Source organism: Microbacterium gubbeenense DSM 15944 (genome assembly GCF_000422745.1).
Taxonomy (GTDB): domain Bacteria; phylum Actinomycetota; class Actinomycetes; order Actinomycetales; family Microbacteriaceae; genus Microbacterium; species Microbacterium gubbeenense.
The window spans coordinates 1-14,585 of sequence record NZ_AUGQ01000030.1 but is presented as its reverse complement, the minus strand read 5'-3'; the positions used below and the strand labels follow the sequence as shown (position 1 = coordinate 14,585).

16 protein-coding genes and 1 pseudogene are annotated in these 14,585 nt (G+C 66.2%); 7 read left to right on the top strand and 10 right to left on the bottom strand.

Annotation, left to right across the window (positions count from 1 at the left end; genetic code table 11):
- Together G510_RS0112230 and G510_RS16795 are read left to right on the top strand one after the other, a co-directional pair.
- Nucleotides 1-259 (top strand): transposase (locus tag G510_RS0112230; protein ID WP_029153854.1); only part of this gene is annotated, 259 nt, incomplete at its 5' end.
- Between the two features lie 16 nt (nt 260-275).
- Nucleotides 276-506 (top strand): annotated as a pseudogene (locus G510_RS16795) (integrase core domain-containing protein); the annotation flags it as partial.
- A 280-nt stretch (nt 507-786) separates the two neighbouring features.
- Here the strand turns inward: G510_RS16795 and G510_RS0112220 are convergent.
- The 10 genes from G510_RS0112220 to G510_RS0112175 form a co-directional block, all read right to left on the bottom strand.
- Nucleotides 787-2,508 carry a copper resistance protein CopC gene (locus G510_RS0112220; protein ID WP_029153853.1) on the bottom strand — a complete coding sequence of 574 codons (1,722 nt, stop codon included), beginning with the start codon at nt 2,506-2,508 and terminating at the stop codon, nt 787-789.
- The gene (locus G510_RS16790) at nt 2,505-3,242 is read right to left on the bottom strand and encodes a YcnI family copper-binding membrane protein (RefSeq protein ID WP_084644363.1); all 738 of its coding nucleotides are present in this window, start codon (nt 3,240-3,242) and stop codon (nt 2,505-2,507) included. The genes G510_RS0112220 and G510_RS16790 overlap by 4 nt, the downstream gene beginning before the upstream one ends.
- Nucleotides 3,243-3,306: 64 nt before the next feature.
- A complete protein-coding gene (locus tag G510_RS17645) occupies nt 3,307-3,897 on the bottom strand; it encodes a DUF5134 domain-containing protein (RefSeq protein WP_051216734.1) in 591 nt (196 codons plus the stop codon).
- Between the two features lie 119 nt (nt 3,898-4,016).
- Nucleotides 4,017-4,190 (bottom strand): hypothetical protein, encoded by a 174-nt coding sequence (locus G510_RS18350; RefSeq protein ID WP_157560608.1) that lies wholly within the window; start codon nt 4,188-4,190, stop codon nt 4,017-4,019.
- Between the two features lie 26 nt (nt 4,191-4,216).
- Nucleotides 4,217-6,472 carry a heavy metal translocating P-type ATPase gene (locus tag G510_RS0112200; protein ID WP_036323212.1) on the bottom strand — a complete coding sequence of 752 codons (2,256 nt, stop codon included), beginning with the start codon at nt 6,470-6,472 and terminating at the stop codon, nt 4,217-4,219.
- Nucleotides 6,469-8,535, bottom strand: coding sequence for a cytochrome c oxidase assembly protein (locus tag G510_RS0112195; protein ID WP_036323209.1), 2,067 nt, complete (start codon nt 8,533-8,535; stop codon nt 6,469-6,471). The genes G510_RS0112200 and G510_RS0112195 overlap by 4 nt, the downstream gene beginning before the upstream one ends.
- A complete protein-coding gene (locus G510_RS0112190) occupies nt 8,528-8,755 on the bottom strand; it encodes a heavy-metal-associated domain-containing protein (RefSeq protein ID WP_029153850.1) in 228 nt (75 codons plus the stop codon). The genes G510_RS0112195 and G510_RS0112190 overlap by 8 nt, the downstream gene beginning before the upstream one ends.
- A gap of 77 nt (nt 8,756-8,832) precedes the next feature.
- Nucleotides 8,833-9,639 (bottom strand): M56 family metallopeptidase, encoded by an 807-nt coding sequence (locus tag G510_RS0112185; RefSeq protein WP_029153849.1) that lies wholly within the window; start codon nt 9,637-9,639, stop codon nt 8,833-8,835.
- 4 nt (nt 9,640-9,643) lie between these two features.
- The gene (locus tag G510_RS0112180) at nt 9,644-10,027 is read right to left on the bottom strand and encodes a BlaI/MecI/CopY family transcriptional regulator (RefSeq protein ID WP_029153848.1); all 384 of its coding nucleotides are present in this window, start codon (nt 10,025-10,027) and stop codon (nt 9,644-9,646) included.
- Nucleotides 10,028-10,083: 56 nt separating this feature from the next.
- Nucleotides 10,084-11,070: a GlxA family transcriptional regulator gene (locus G510_RS0112175; RefSeq protein ID WP_036323205.1), complete on the bottom strand. Its 987-nt coding sequence runs from the start codon at nt 11,068-11,070 to the stop codon at nt 10,084-10,086.
- Here G510_RS0112175 and G510_RS0112170 point away from each other — a divergent pair.
- The 5 genes from G510_RS0112170 to G510_RS18725 form a co-directional block, all read left to right on the top strand.
- Nucleotides 11,032-12,219: an ABC transporter substrate-binding protein gene (locus G510_RS0112170; RefSeq protein WP_084644362.1), complete on the top strand. Its 1,188-nt coding sequence runs from the start codon at nt 11,032-11,034 to the stop codon at nt 12,217-12,219. The two genes, G510_RS0112175 and G510_RS0112170, sit on opposite strands and share 39 nt — an antisense overlap.
- On the top strand, nt 12,216-13,274 hold the full coding sequence (locus G510_RS0112165) for a FecCD family ABC transporter permease (RefSeq protein WP_084644361.1): 1,059 nt from the start codon (nt 12,216-12,218) through the stop codon (nt 13,272-13,274). The genes G510_RS0112170 and G510_RS0112165 overlap by 4 nt, the downstream gene beginning before the upstream one ends.
- Nucleotides 13,271-14,068 carry an ABC transporter ATP-binding protein gene (locus tag G510_RS0112160; RefSeq protein WP_029153844.1) on the top strand — a complete coding sequence of 266 codons (798 nt, stop codon included), beginning with the start codon at nt 13,271-13,273 and terminating at the stop codon, nt 14,066-14,068. The genes G510_RS0112165 and G510_RS0112160 overlap by 4 nt, the downstream gene beginning before the upstream one ends.
- Nucleotides 14,065-14,256, top strand: coding sequence for a hypothetical protein (locus G510_RS0112155; RefSeq protein ID WP_029153843.1), 192 nt, complete (start codon nt 14,065-14,067; stop codon nt 14,254-14,256). Before G510_RS0112160 ends, G510_RS0112155 begins: the two co-directional genes overlap by 4 nt.
- Nucleotides 14,257-14,313: 57 nt before the next feature.
- A partial coding sequence (locus G510_RS18725) for an IS3 family transposase (protein WP_029153855.1) occupies nt 14,314-14,585 on the top strand: 272 nt, incomplete at its 3' end.

Sequence of the window (14,585 nt, the reverse complement as noted above, 5' to 3'; positions counted from 1 at the left end):
CCCCGTCCCGACCGGCTCGGGAATGACCAGTGGGAAGCACCGCATCAACCACGGCGGGCACCGGCAGCTCAACGCCGCGATCTACCGAACCGTGATCGTCAGGATGCGATTCCACGAGCCCACGCTTGCTTACGTCGCCCGACGCACCGCCGAGGGCAAGAGCAAACGCGACATCATCCGCTGCCTCAAACGCTACGTGATCCGCGAGGTCTACCACCTGGTTAAGACCGACCCGAGAACGGGTGAAATCGTGAGTTGACAACTATAGGAGCATCAACGCCCTGATGGAGAGTGTCAACGGCCTGTACAAGACCGAGTGCATCCGCACCACCGTCTTCCACGGCGGGCCGTTCAAGACGCTATCGGACGTTGAGTTCGCGACCGCCGGCTGGGTCGACTGGTACAACAACAGGCGCCTCCACGGGACCCTCGGGATGCTCACCCCGGTAGAGTTCGAGACGCTCCACTACGAGGCCCTCACCCGAGAGCCCGCACCCACAAAGTAGCGGCAGAGAACCCGGGCCGATTCAAACCTCCTGGCGGGCCCCGCCAACCGGTGACGGCTACGAGCTCAACTACCGCCGCAAATGGCGATCGCTCACTGTCAACACCCCTGCGCGCTACTACGCGAAGAAAGGAACGCCGTAGGGGCGCAAAGGTCGCAACGTCCGAATTATCGGTGTGTGCGAGACATAGTCTTGCCGCGGTGGCGCACAAGGGTGCGGCGTCGAACCGATCCGCGCATACATCGCCCCTGACGGCGACGGCTACCCCAGCGCACCGAAGCTAATTGATGGTGATGGGTATCGTGACGATCGGCTGCGCGAAGGTGGATACGCGGGCGAGCACTTGTATCTCCCATTCTCCGGTGACGGGCATGTCTAGATCCGCGGAGTATTGACCGGTTGCTGGGTCGAGTTCAGCTGTGGTCTGGAACGGCCCGAGATCGTGCTCGGCCTGGTGGGTGCGAATGGTCACTTCGTCGGGCGTGACTGGTTCGGCGTCGTATTCGAGTGTGAAGGTGATCCTGTTCTCGCCGGCCACCGCTGGTTCGAGCTCGCCCCGCAGCGATAGCCCCTGGGCATCCGCGTCGATAGTGACGGTCTGAGCGGTGGCGGCCGTGTTCTCGGTTGGCGTGTCGTGGTGTTCGTGTGTGGGGCTGAGATTGGTGAGGAAGCCGGTCAGGAGCAGAATGGCAATGAGGAGTGCGGCTTCGTAGCTGAGGGTTCGGGTCAGCGTCTGCCATTGCATGCGTGCGGTCGGTCGTGACGCGATGCGTGGGAGGAGTCGGGTTCTGTTGTAGGCGGCGATCGCGATGACGGGGATGATGATCCCGATCTTGAGCAGGAGGGTGAGCCCGTAGCTGGTCGTGACGAGAGCGTCGAGGCTTCCGACGATCATGATGCCCATGAGAGTTCCGCTGACTGCGAGGATAAAGACGCTCCAGACCGCGCCGCGGGAGAACCTCTGCACGACCTTCGCGGCGAGAGTCGGTGCGGTACGTGCCTCTTGGGTACTGGTCACGCGGGTGGCGGCGAGGAATAGGAGGAGGCCGAGGACTCCTCCTGTCCAGAAGGAGCCGGCGAGAAGGTGTCCAAGGTCGGCGGCGATGATCAGTGCTCGCGGTTCCATCAGTTGGGTGTGTCCGGCGAGCACGGGCGCAGCCAGCGCGAGGAGCGGCGGCAGCACGGCGAGCAGGCGCATCCCCCTGCGCTCCTGCTGACGCATCGATAGTACGGCGGCTCCGGCGAGTCCTGCGCATACGATGATGGCCGCAGCGACCGGTGCCCAGAGGACACCCGACCACCATGCAGTCGGATCGATCACCGCGGTCAGTGGGTTTCCGGTCACGTTGAGCGCTGACGTGGGTATGAGCAGCAGCGAGGCGGTTCCCGCTCCGATGCCGGTCAGTCGCAGGATGTTCCTGGACCAGTATTCAGGTGGTGCTGTGCTGCGCAGCACCAGTCGCTCGAACAGGATCAGGCCGGCGAAGACCAGGAGCGAGAGGTATTGCAGTGCCGTCAGGGCGCTGACGGCGAACTGGGTGTCTGGAGGTGTCGCGGTTTCCACGATGGGAGCCGTCGCGCTGTCCGCCTGGCCGTCTCCGATGGTGAAGGTGATCGCGCCGGAGATGGGGTGCCCGTCTGCTGAGACGACGCGGTAGCTCAGCGCGTAGCCCGCATCCGCTAAGTCGGCGGGGAGCGCGGCGATGACGCTGGTGTTGGTGACGTGCGCGTCGAGGGTGAGGGGGTTGTCATCGCCGGGAAACAGGCGGATGCTGCCGTCGATGAGCTGTACGGGCTCGTTGAACGTCAGCACCGCCTCAGCGGGAGCCTCATCGAGCACGGCACCGTTCTCCGGTGTCGTGGACAGCAACTCGGCATGCGCGGACGCTGCCTGCGCTCCCGTCAGCGTCAGCAGTCCTCCTAGGAGGAGGGCTGCCAGCGCACGGAGGACCAGGGCGGAACCCTGTCGCGGTGCGTGTTTCCCGGCGATGAGAGTGCTCACGCCTTCTTGCGTCCCCTCAGCAGCGCGATGACAGCGACGATGAGGCCGATACTGCCGACGGCGAGCGAGGTTACAACGAGCGGCGTCTGATCTGCAGGAGCCGCCGCGGATGCCGAATCCTCGTCGTGCGCATCGACGGTGGCGTCAGTGTTGTCACCGTGCCCGTGCGATCCTGCGTCACTGGCTGCGACGACGTCGACGCTGGGGGCTGGCGCGTCCAGATCGTGGCCGTCCTGGCCTTCTTCCGGGATCTGCACCCAGGCGGTCTCGCCCTGCTCGCAGGTCTGCACAGTCGGGAAGTACAGGGCGGTGTCGGCGGCGTCCTCGGGGATCTGCAGCGAGAGTTCGAACGCGTCTCGCTGCCCATCGGGGAGCGGCGTCGCCGCCGTGTAGACGACCTGCGCGACGCGTTCGGTGACCTCGTTGCCGTGGCTGTCAGTGATCGGGGTGTCGAGGTCTTCCATCACCTTCTCGACGGTGTACAGGCTGTTGCGGGTGGGTGTGACGGCGTTGATGCCCTCGGGGATCTGGATCGCCACCTCCGTCGTCGCAGCCCCATCGCATCCATGTGGCACGCTGAACGTGAGGATCGAGTACGAGCCCGCCTCCACCGGGCCTTCCGCGATACTGACGTGTGCGTTCGCAGCGACGGCACCGCCCAGAACCAGTGCGGCAGTAGCCGCGAGGGCTCCGGTTCCGATCAGAAGGGGCCTCTTGGTGCGTCGTGTGTTCATGGTGTCTCTCTTTCTTGTTGGCCCGCCGGCAGGAGCGGCGGATTGATGGTGGTGTTGAGGGTTTTTAGCCGGTGATCATCGGCCAGCACATCGCTGCCATGCCGAAGCTCATGAGAGTCCCGGAAGCGACGTCGCCGGTGTGTCCGAGCCAGGTCGTGCGACCGCGCAGGCAGCGGATGAGCTCGACGAGAAAAAGGACGCCGGATGTCGTCAGCGCCGCGGTGATGGCAACCCCTGTCAGGGCGGCCCACGGCTCGAGTCCGCCATGGTGGTGGGCATGCATCGTGGCGTCGGTTCCGGAAGGCATCGCGAGGATCATCCAGACCATCGCGAGCATCATGCCCGCGTGTGCCACCTGATGCCACGCGCTGTGTCCGCCCACGGCAGCCCGGGTGATGCGACGCCGCGTCTGGAGGAGCACGATCGCACCGAACCAGGCCGTGCCGGCCGAGAAGAAGAGCGTCTGCGGGAGTGGCGGCAGTACGGTCCACCACGGCCAGCACATGGCGATCATCACGAGGCTCATCACCAGGTGCAGAGCGTTGCCCACGATGAGCAGCGGCTTGCGGTCTGTGAAGAGTCGCAGTGTTGCGTAGGCGGCGGTCGCGGAGAAGGCGAGTGTCAGCGTCCATTGGAGCACCGGGTCAGACAGCATGCCACACACCTTATCTCTACAACATGTAGTAGCTACATTAGCGGGGTGGCGATCGCGAGGTCAAAGCGCCTGCGCACAGCGTCTCCCCGGGTGAGCCGGCTCGGGCTCCCGCGAGGGCGCTACCGCCTGCGCAGGCGTTCGACGCCTTTGCGCACCCGAAAGGCAACGGAGTCCCATTCGTCGCGCAGGGTGGGATCTGAGAGCTGTGGGGGCCGTGGCGGTGTGGTGAGGGCGATCCAGAGCACGAGGAGGTAGAGCGTCGCGGCAAGGGACAGCGGCAGGAAGAACTCCATCGGGGTATCTGTCTTCTGGCTTTCTCCTACCGGGTGCTGCGCACGCGCTGGATGCGGAGGCTGTTGTAGACGACGAGGACGGAGGACAGGGACATCGCGGCGGCGGCGATGAGGGGGTTCAGGAACCCGGCAGCAGCGATCGGGATCGCGGCGATGTTGTATCCGAAGGCCCAGCCGAGGTTGGTGCGGATGGTGCGGAGGGTCTTGCGGGAGATCGCGATCGCATCCGGGATGACGTGGAGGTCGTCGCGGACGAGGATGATGTCCGCGGCTTTGAGGGCGATGTCGGTGCCGGACACGAGCGCGAGCCCGAGGTCCGCGGTGGCGAGGGCGATGGCGTCGTTGATGCCGTCGCCGACCATCGCGACCTTTTCTCCGGCTGCTTGGAGTTCGCGGGCGACGTCTGCTTTCTGGGCAGGGGCGACGCCGGCGTGGACGCGTTCGATGCCGAGTTCGGCCGCGATGCGAGCACCGGCAGCGGGGCTGTCGCCGGTGAGGAGCACGGTGGTGAGGTTCTGGGCGTGCAGCGCTGTGATGGCGTCCGCGGCGCCGGGCTTGATGGTGTCGGCGAGGGCAAGGAGCCCGATCAGCTGCCCGTCGCGAGCGACGAGAGCGACGGTGTGCCCGTGCTCGTGGGCGTCCGCGAGCGCTGCGGCCGCCGGGGTGAGGTCGATGCCGTGCTCGCGGAGCAGGTCGGCGTTCCCGACGAGGAGGGTGCTCCCTGTGATGCGGGCGGTAGCACCGAGGCCGGGGAGGGCGGTGAAGTCCTCCAACGGGTGAAGGTCGGTGACGTGGGCGCGGGCGGCGTCCTGGATGGCGTGCGCGATCGCATGCTCGGAACCCTGCTCCACAGAGGCTGCGAGACGCCACAGTTCGTGATCGGCGATTCCGAAGGGGGTCGCGGTTTCGACGGTCATGCGTCCGGTGGTGAGGGTTCCGGTCTTGTCGAGGACGACGGTGGTGATGGTGCCGGAGGCTTCGAGGGCGTCGTGGCCTTTGATGAGGATGCCGAGGGTCGCGGCCCGTCCGATCCCGACCATGAGTGCGGTCGGCGTTGCGAGCCCGAGTGCGCAGGGGCAGGCGATGATGAGGACGCTGATCCCGATGCCGAACGCCTGCGCGAACGGGGTGCCGGTGAATGTCCAGGCGACGGTGACGATGATCGCGAGGGTGATGACGGCGGGGACGAACCAGGTGACGATGCGGTCGACGAGGTTCTGCACTCGCGCTTTGCGGGCCTGGGCCTGCTCGGTGAGGGCGGCCATCTGCGCGAGCTGGGTGTTGGCGCCGACCGAGGTCGTGGTCACCTCCAGGCGACCGTCGGTGCTGATCGTCCCGCCGGTCACCGCGGCTCCGGGGCCGACGGGCACGGGGACGGGTTCCCCGGTCATCATGCTCGCATCCACCGCGGCCGTGCCCGCGTGGACGATGCCATCGGCGGGGATCGTCTCACCCGGAAGGACGACGAAGGTGTCGCCGACGCGGAGTGCGGTTGCGGGTTCGATCGTCTCGACGCCGTCGCTAACGACCCGGACGTGAGTGGCGGCGAGGGCGTTCAGAGCGCCGAGGACATCGCCGGCTTTGCGGCGGGAACGGGTCTCGAAGTACCGGCCGGCGAGTTGAAAGGTCGTCATTCCGGCGGCGACGTCCAGATAGATGGAGTCGGCGCCTGCGGGGGTGACGCCGAAGCCGAGCCAGTAGCTGGCGGCTTCGGTGGTGCCGAACCCGAGCAGCAGGGTGAGGATCGCCCATCCGAAGGAGGCGGCGATGCCGAGGGAGACGAGGGTGTCCATGCTGACTGCGCCGTGGCGCAGGTTGCGGAGCGTGGCCCGGTGGAATGGCCACGCGGCCCAGGTCACGATCGGCAGGGCCATCAGCACGCATACCCATTCCCAGCAGGGGAACCGCCACCCGGGGACGAGGGCGAGAACGATAGTGATGTCCATCAGCGGGACAGTGAGCAGCGCGGACACAGCCAGGCGACGCCGGAGGGAGGAGATCCGTACCTCGGTGGCGCGCGTCGACCAGGTGTCGTCGCTGCCCTCGCGTAGGTGCGCACCGTATCCGGCGTTCTCGACCTGACGGATCGCCGTGGGCACCTCGCTGTCGGGAAGGCCGGTGATGATGGCGCGTTCGGTGGCGTAGTTGACGCTCGCCGTCACACCATCGAGCTTGCCCAGTGCGCGCTCGACGCGTCCCGCGCAGGCGGCGCAGGTCATCCCGGAGATGTCGAGCTCTACCGGGGTGAGATCCACCGGTGTGGTGGTGTCCGTGGTCGTCATGAGTGGGTGTCCTCTCGGACGGTCGGTCGGGGGCCGGGTCGGGTGGCGTCGCGGTCGGCGAGGCGCTGGAGCATCTGGTTGTAGGCGTCGTACTCGTCGTCGCGGCCGGTGTCGAGGTGCCGGTCCTTACGGCGGGCATCTGTGGCGTCTTGCCGGCTCCACTGGATGGCGAGTGCGACGATGACGATCATCAGCGGGATCTCCCCGCCCGCCCACGCGACGCCGCCGCCAAGGTATTGCTGGGCCTGCAGGTCGGCCCAGGGCAGGTCGAGGTAGCGGTAGAAGGTCTCGGCGATGATCACATGGCTGGTCATCAGGATCACGCCGAAGAACGCATGGAACGGCATCGCCGCCAGCACATACCCGAGCTTGCCGATATGCGGGAGAGGCCGTGGGGGCCGGTCGACGCCGATGATGAGACTGTAGTAGAGGTAGCCGACGATGAGGAAGTGCAGGTTCATGAGCTGGTGCGCCCAGTGGAACCGCATGTAGTCGCCGAAGATGCCCGTGAGATACAGGCCGTAGTAGGAGCCGACGAAGACCACGAACACGATCAGCGGGTTGTAGAGGAACTGCAGCACCCGCCAGTGCAGCACCCACGTGATCCAGTCGTGCAAGCCCGCCGGTTTCGTCCGGTCCGAGCGGGATGCCCGTAGCAGCAGTGTGACGACGCCTCCGAGGACGAGAAGCCCCGGGGCGAGCATGTTCAGCGACATATGCACGATCATGTGCACCCCGAAATCCGGGGCCGAGTACTTCCCGAACCCAGAGCTCGTGGCGACGACCACAACCGTCCACCCGCCGATCCACGCGGCCGTCCGCCCGAGAGGCCACCGATCACCCCGGCGGTGCAACGTGCGCACAGCGACCAGGTAGACGATGATCGCCGCCGCGGCGATACCCAGGAACAGCAGGTTCGGACGCCACTGCCCGAACAACACACCGAGCGTCGGAGCGTCAGGGACCTCGAAGCCCATGAAGACCTGCTCGATGCTCGTCGGCACGAAGTACTGCGGCGGCGGCTGCCTCGTCATCGCCACACCGACCCCGGTCCACCCCGCCACCGCCACGGCCGCCAGGGAGAGGAGCCCGGTGATGTGCCCGGCCCGCAGCTTTCCTCGCCGGGCGAGGATCGCGGCGACGACAAACACCACCGTGATGACGACCAGGCAGGCGAAGCCAGCGAGAATCAGCCACCCGGTCAGCGAGGCGGCGATATCGCCACCAGCGAGCTTGAACACGGCGATGATCACATCGGAGACGACGATGACGGGAAGCGCGACGACCCCGATCCGGAACAGTCGCCGCAAAGTCAGCGGCGAGACAAGCCGCCCGGAGACCACGCGCATGACGGCGACCAGTGCCGCCCCGAAGAACGCGTTCACAGCGATGGTCTGGAAGATCGCCGCGTCACTGCCGAAGTCATGATCGGGGCCCACGAGCACTTGCCCAGACACGACAGGGGCGAGCACCGCGATTCCGGTCGCCCACAACGGGATCATCAGGCCCGTCCACCGTTCCGAGAAGAACGAGACGAAGAAAACGATCAACGCCGCCAGGAAACTGATCGTCCACGCCTTCGGCGCATAGCTCGCCTCCCACAGGAACGGCAACGCGCTGGGCGTCGCCAGGCGCGCCAACGGAGTGCCATTGGAATCAAGAGCCTCGAAGACCACCAGCGCACCTGCGCACACGGCCCATGCCCCCGAAGCGATGCGCAGCACCGTGATCTCGAAACCCTCCGAGAGATAGCGCGCCGTGCGGGCAGGCGCATCCCTCAGGAACAACAGATGCACCAGCGCACCACTGGTCACCAAGGTGGCGAGCTGCGCGCCGGAGAGCAGACTGGTGGTGATCACAGCCACATCGACGCCCGGATATCCGACATGTAGAAGGTCATACGGTGCTTCGCCGAGCATGACCGCCACGACAATCGGGAAGGCGATGAGCGCGAGGGCGGCTCCGCCGATTAGAAGCGCGGCCACCGCAGTCAAGGGTTTACGCACTCGAGGATCCGGCATGGGCGCGGACGCTGCAGTGGTGGCCGCGATGGTGTCAGACATCCAACACTGCGGGCCAGGACCGCACCGTGTAGCCGGCATCATCGACAGCCGACTCCACCACAATCAGATCAAGGGGCCTCTCGTGGGCGAGAAGAACGCGACCGGAAGCGGCATCCACCTGGACATCGACGACACCCGAGAGCGCGGAAAGCTCGGCCGTAACAGCGCGCTCGCAGTGCTCGCAGGTCATCCCGTTCACCCAGAACTCGAACTCGGCCATGACTACTCCTCCTGACACCCAACCACTCCGATAACTCTACATCGTGTCGTAGACAAGGGTGGCCGGTGCCGGCGAGGTCAGGCGCGTGCGAGGGCTGCGGCGCGCTGGCTCCGCGGCTTCTTCCAGCGGCGGAGGGTGAGCCGGTCTGCGCGAAGCTCAAGGCCGGGATCGGCCGTGTTATGCCCCATCGTCGCGAGGGCGTTGGCGAGGTGGACGGCACCGGCGCGACGAGCGGCTGCATCGTCCGCGATGAGTTCGATCAACAGGAGAGTGGCCCGCTTGAGCGCTCGCCCGGCCGGGAACCGCTTGGGCAAGCAGAGCGCGTTGATCTCAGCAATTCGCACCGCCCACCCGTGATGCTGACGCAGATGAGCACGCTCATGCTCGATCACGGCACGAAGCTGCGGGTCGCTCAACAGCTCCTTGAGCGCGGTAGAGAGGAAGATCTCTGGCTCCCCAGAAGGCACCGCACACGCCACCGGCTCCTCGGAATCGAACCACACGAGGGTGACACCATGCGAGTGCTCGCGGGAGACTGCCACCGGGGCGAAGCGTCCGACCGCCTCCCGCCACGAGTCGGCGAGCGGCTCCGCGGACGCGGAGACAAGAGCGATCACCGCGGCCAGCACACCCAGGCTCAACCAGCCAACGAGCGTCAGCACCAGCGCTTCACCTGAACTCGCAGGATTCACCCCGCCGACGGCACCCAGCAGTGCAATAGCGGCGGAGGTCACCGCGAATCCGATTCCAGCGAAGAAAGCGCAGAACCACAGCGTCAGAGCGGTCCGTGGGCGGCGCACCTGCCACCGGCCCGCCGTCAACATGAGAGGCGAGAACAGCAGAATGAGCACCGCTGCGGCGAGGAAGGAGCCGGTGGCGATCAACGGCTCACCTGCGCTTGCGGGAAGTCTTGCCGGTGATCGCGCCGCGGAGCAGATCGAGGTCCTCCTCGGCGAGGTTCCCGGCGAACTGCAATAGAGCAGCCTGCCGGTCTCCGGCTCCATCGAGGGCGGTCATCATCGACCGGCCGACATGCTCGTCCCCGCTTCGCGCCGCACGGAAGCGAACCTTCCGCGGAGAGTCGCCGGAGCGGACGACATCGCCCTTCTTCTGCAAACGCTCCAGCGCCGTCATCAACGTCGTATACGCAGGAACGTGACCCGTGAACACCGCCTGAATATCACGGGCGCTCAACGGCTCGGACGCCTCCCAGAGGATGCGCATGACGGTGCCCTCGAGCTCCCCTCGCTCACGCGTGCGCTCACCCGCCATCTGCCACCTCCACTCTGCATGTCAATCGATCATCAAATCTACATCACGTCGTAGGCTCAAGGTGAAGCAACGCCTGCTCGGGCGTGGGTAAACGCCTTTCGATACTCGCGCGGGCTGGTTCCCGTAGCGCGGCGGAAGTGCTGACGGAAGTTCGCGGGGCTGCCGAGGCCGCACAGGCTGCTGATGTATTCGATGGTCCAGTCGGTGGACTCCAGTAGCTCGCGAGCGTGGTCGATGCGTGCACTGTTGAGCCATCGGATGGGCGTGGCGCCCAGTTCTTCGGTGAATCGCCGCTCGAATGTTCGCCGCGGAATCCTGGCGTGAGCGGCGAGATCGGCGACGGTCAGCGGCTCGTGAAGGCGCCCCAGCGCCCACTCCTGAGTGCGACCGATATCTCCGGAGGCCACCGCGGCCACCGGCCGGCGGATGAACTGGGCCTGTCCCCCGTCGCGATAGGGGGCGGCGACGATGGTGCGGGCGATGTCGTTGGCGACGGCGGCGCCGCGGTCTGATCGCAGGAGGTGCAGGCAGAGATCGATGCCGCTAACGACTCCCGCCGAGGTGAGGACGTCGCCTGAGTCCACGAAGAGCACGCCGGGGTCAATCTCTGCTACGGGATAGCGGCAGGAGAGCTCGTCCGCGTGGCACCAGTGGGTGGTGGCGCGTTTGCCGTCGAGCAATCCTGCTGCGGCGAGAGCGAAAGCGCCGGTGCAGATGGAGGCGATGCGTGCGCCGTTGCCGTGTGCAGCGCGCAGCGCTTCAGCGACGTCGTCCGGCACGCTGTCGAGGAAACCGCGGAAAGCGGGCACGATCACCGTGTCCGCGACGGCGACGGCGTCGAGTCCGAGCTCGACCACGATCGGCCACCCGTGATCCGTCGGCACGAGGCCTGCCTGGCGTCCGCACAGGACGACGTCGTAAGCCAAGTGCGGTGCCCCAAACACGACGAAAGGCATGCATATTTCCAGCGGCATCATGTGCTCCAGCGCGAGCACCGCGATGCGATGCCGCTGCGTGACCGCGGCGGTTTGCGCGTGCGACATGGCGGAAATCTATCCTTCCCGGCGGTTCCTGCCTCTGTTGTCCTGGTGGTTCCTTCGGGACAATTGATATCTCTACAACATGTAGATTCTATCGTTCCGGCCTGTCCGGACGCAGGACAGGACGTCATGACCAGGATTCACAGCGCAACAACCGTCGCAGCAGCCGCTCTCCTCCTCGCCCTCGCAGGATGCTCGGCGTCATCGCCAGCCCCGTCCTCATTGGCGGATGCGGAGACACCATCATCGGAGGCGGGGTATCCCGTGTCGATCGAGAACTGCGGGAGGACGTTGACCTTCGACGCTGCACCCGAGCATGTCGTGAGCCTGTGGCAGGCGCCGACCGAGATGATGCTAGCCCTGGGCCTCGGCGACCATCTCGTCGCCCGGGCCGGCGACTACGCGGCGTACCCCGCCTCGTTGGCGGAAGAGGCGGAAGAGATCCCGTCGATCGGATCGGCCATGGGGTGGCCGTCGAAGGAGGTGCTGCTCAGCGAGGGTGCCGATCTCGTGCTTGGTCAGTCGCTGGAAGGCTACGCGTTCGACACGTCCCAGGGATATGCGTCGGTGGAGCAGATCGAGAATAGCGGAGCACAGGTCTACGGGGCGAATATCTGCGACGCCGACGGTGGGGACGCCATCGCGATGACCCTGGACACCCCCATCGATACGCTGCGCGATCTGGGGGTTATCTTCGGCGTCAGCGACCGGGCAGAAGAGCTCATCGCAGATCTCGAGCAGGACAAGCAGACCGTCATCGACGCCGTCGAAGGAAAAGACACCGTGGAAGTCGCCTTCTACAACGGCGGCGAGGGCCCGCTCATCGTGCTCGCAGGCGGCATCTACGACGACGCCATCGAGACGGCAGGCGGCCGAAACGTGTTCCCTGCGGACTCCGTCTACGTCAGCAAGGAGGACTTCGCCGCTTCAGACGCGGAGGTCGTCCTCGTCGGAACCTTCGAGGGACAGGACTACGACACCCTCCGCGCCTACCTTGAGCAGACATTCCCCGACCTTCCAGCGGTGCAGGCCGGGAATCTCGTGGAGATCCCCGTCGATGACACCGACGCATCCGTGACCGTGATGCGAGGACTGACCGAGATCGCGAACGCCCTGCACTCGGAGCTGGAACTGACGGTTCCCGCGCCGTGACGCGAACCGAATCCGTGATCGGTGCACCGCATCGGCCACGGATCGCTGTCGGCGTGTTCATCCTCGCCTCCGTTGCCGCCCTGATCCTCTCGGTCGGCGTCGGTTCGGTGACGGTGTCGCCGGATCGGATCATTACCGTCATCGCCGATCATCTGTTGCCCTGGACTATCCCGACCTCGGCGACGGACATCGAGACGCGCATCATCTGGGAGTTCCGCCTTCCGCGGGCACTGCTGGGTTTCGTCGTCGGTGCGGCGCTCGCTGTCGCCGGTGCTGTCTTGCAGGCTGTCGTCCGCAACCCGCTCGCCGACCCGTTCGTCTTCGGTGTCTCCTCCGGGGCCTCGGTCGCGGCGGTGGCGACGTTGACGCTCGCGACCGGGGCTCTCGCGGTCGTCTCGGTGCCGATCGCCGCGTTCGCCGGCGCACTGGCGACAACGTTGATCGTCTTCCTCCTCGCGCAGCAGCGCGGGCGAGTGACGCCGAACCGGCTCGTGCTCGCGGGCGTTGCGATGTCCTATCTGCTGAGCTCGATCACCAGCTACCTCGTGCTGCGGGCCAGCTCACCCGGGGAAGGAGTGACGTCCGTGCTCTCCTGGCTCTCCGGTAGCCTCGCCGCCGCGGAATGGGACGGCCTCGGGCTCCCTTCAGCGGTGCTCGTGATCACAATCGCCGTTCTCGTTCTGCTCGCCCGCGTTTTGAACGCGTTTCTCGTCGGAGACGAGACTGCGGCAAGTCTCGGTATCGATGTCGGACGGGTCCGCCTCGTCCTGTTCGTCATCACGTCTCTTCTGGTCGGCGTCGTTGTCGCCGTCAGCGGGGCAATCGGATTCGTGGGCCTTGTCGTGCCCCACGCCATGCGCATGATCGTCGGCTCGGATCACCGCTGGCTGCTTCCCAGCTCTGCTCTAGCGGGAGGCCTGCTGCTGGTCGTGGTGGACATCGTTGCCCGGACCGTCCTCGCCCCGACGGAGCTTCCTGTCGGGCTGCTCACCGCGGCGATCGGAGCACCGTTCTTCCTGTGGCTGCTGCGCCGGTCCGGACGGAGCGCGACATGAATCAGCCAGACCGCACAGTAGGTGCCCGGCTCGACGTTGAAGGTGTGAGCGTGCAGGTCGCCGGACGGCGCATCATCGACCGGGTCTCCCTCACCGCGGACGCAGAGGTGGTCGGGCTCGTCGGACCGAACGGGAGCGGCAAATCCACCCTCCTCAGAACGATCTATCGCATGCTCTCACCGACATCCGGGCGTGTCGTCGCGGACGGAGACGAAGTTTGGCAGATGCGTGCACGAGATGCCGCCCGCATTACCGCAGCTGTCGTTCAGGACGGTCCGACAGATCTCGAGCTCACCGTCGCAGAATGCGTCGCGACCGGCCGGGTGCCCCATGGCCGTCTCCTCGGCGCCGACAGCCGGGACGATCGCGCTGCAATCGAACACGCGATGTCCGTCACGAACGTCACCAACTTCGCAGCGCGACCGGTCGCAACCCTCTCCGGAGGGGAGCGGCAACGGGTGCACCTCGCACGCGCCCTCGCGCAGCAGCCGCGAATCCTCGTGCTCGACGAGCCCACGAACCATCTCGACATCCGACACCAGCTCGAACTCCTCGCCCTCGTCCGCGATCTCCGCATCACCATCCTGGTGACGCTGCACGACCTCAACCTCGCGGCCGCCTACTGCGACCGCATCGCCGTCCTCTCCAACGGCGTCGTCGCTGCCGACGGGACACCCCAGGACGTCTTCACCCCTGAACTGCTGCGTCGCGTCTTCGGGGTCACCGCGGCCACGATCACCAACCCTCTGACCGGCCGCACCCAGCTTGTCTACACCGATAGGAGCACACCATGACCGATACACACGACAACCTCCACCGTGACTGGGACGCCATGCACCACGACCAGCCCTCGATGGCTACAGATGCAACGCGCGACACGGAAGTTCAGGCCGCGTGGGACCGTTCCGTCGCCGCACACGAAGCGCTCGCTGCCCGACCCGGCGTCACCTTCCAGGCAGACGAAGAGATGGGTCTGCTGTAGGAACAGGTGACATCAAAAGTGGCTAGCCCGGGAGGGCTGGCCTGGAAGGATGTCATCATGCCCAAGCCGTTCCCCAAGGAGTTCCGCGACGACGTGATCCGCGTCGCGGAGAACCGTGATCCGGAGGTCACGCTCGCGCAGATCGCGAAGGACTTCGGTGTCCATGTCGGAACTCTCGATAAGTGGATGCGTCAGGCGCGGATCGAGGCCGGCGAGCAGCCGGGCGAGACGAAGCAGGAGCCCGCGGAGTTGCGTGAGCTCCGGAAGCGCAATCGTCTCCTCGAGCAGGAAGTCGAGGTCCTGCGTCGCGCGACCGCGTATCTGTCCCA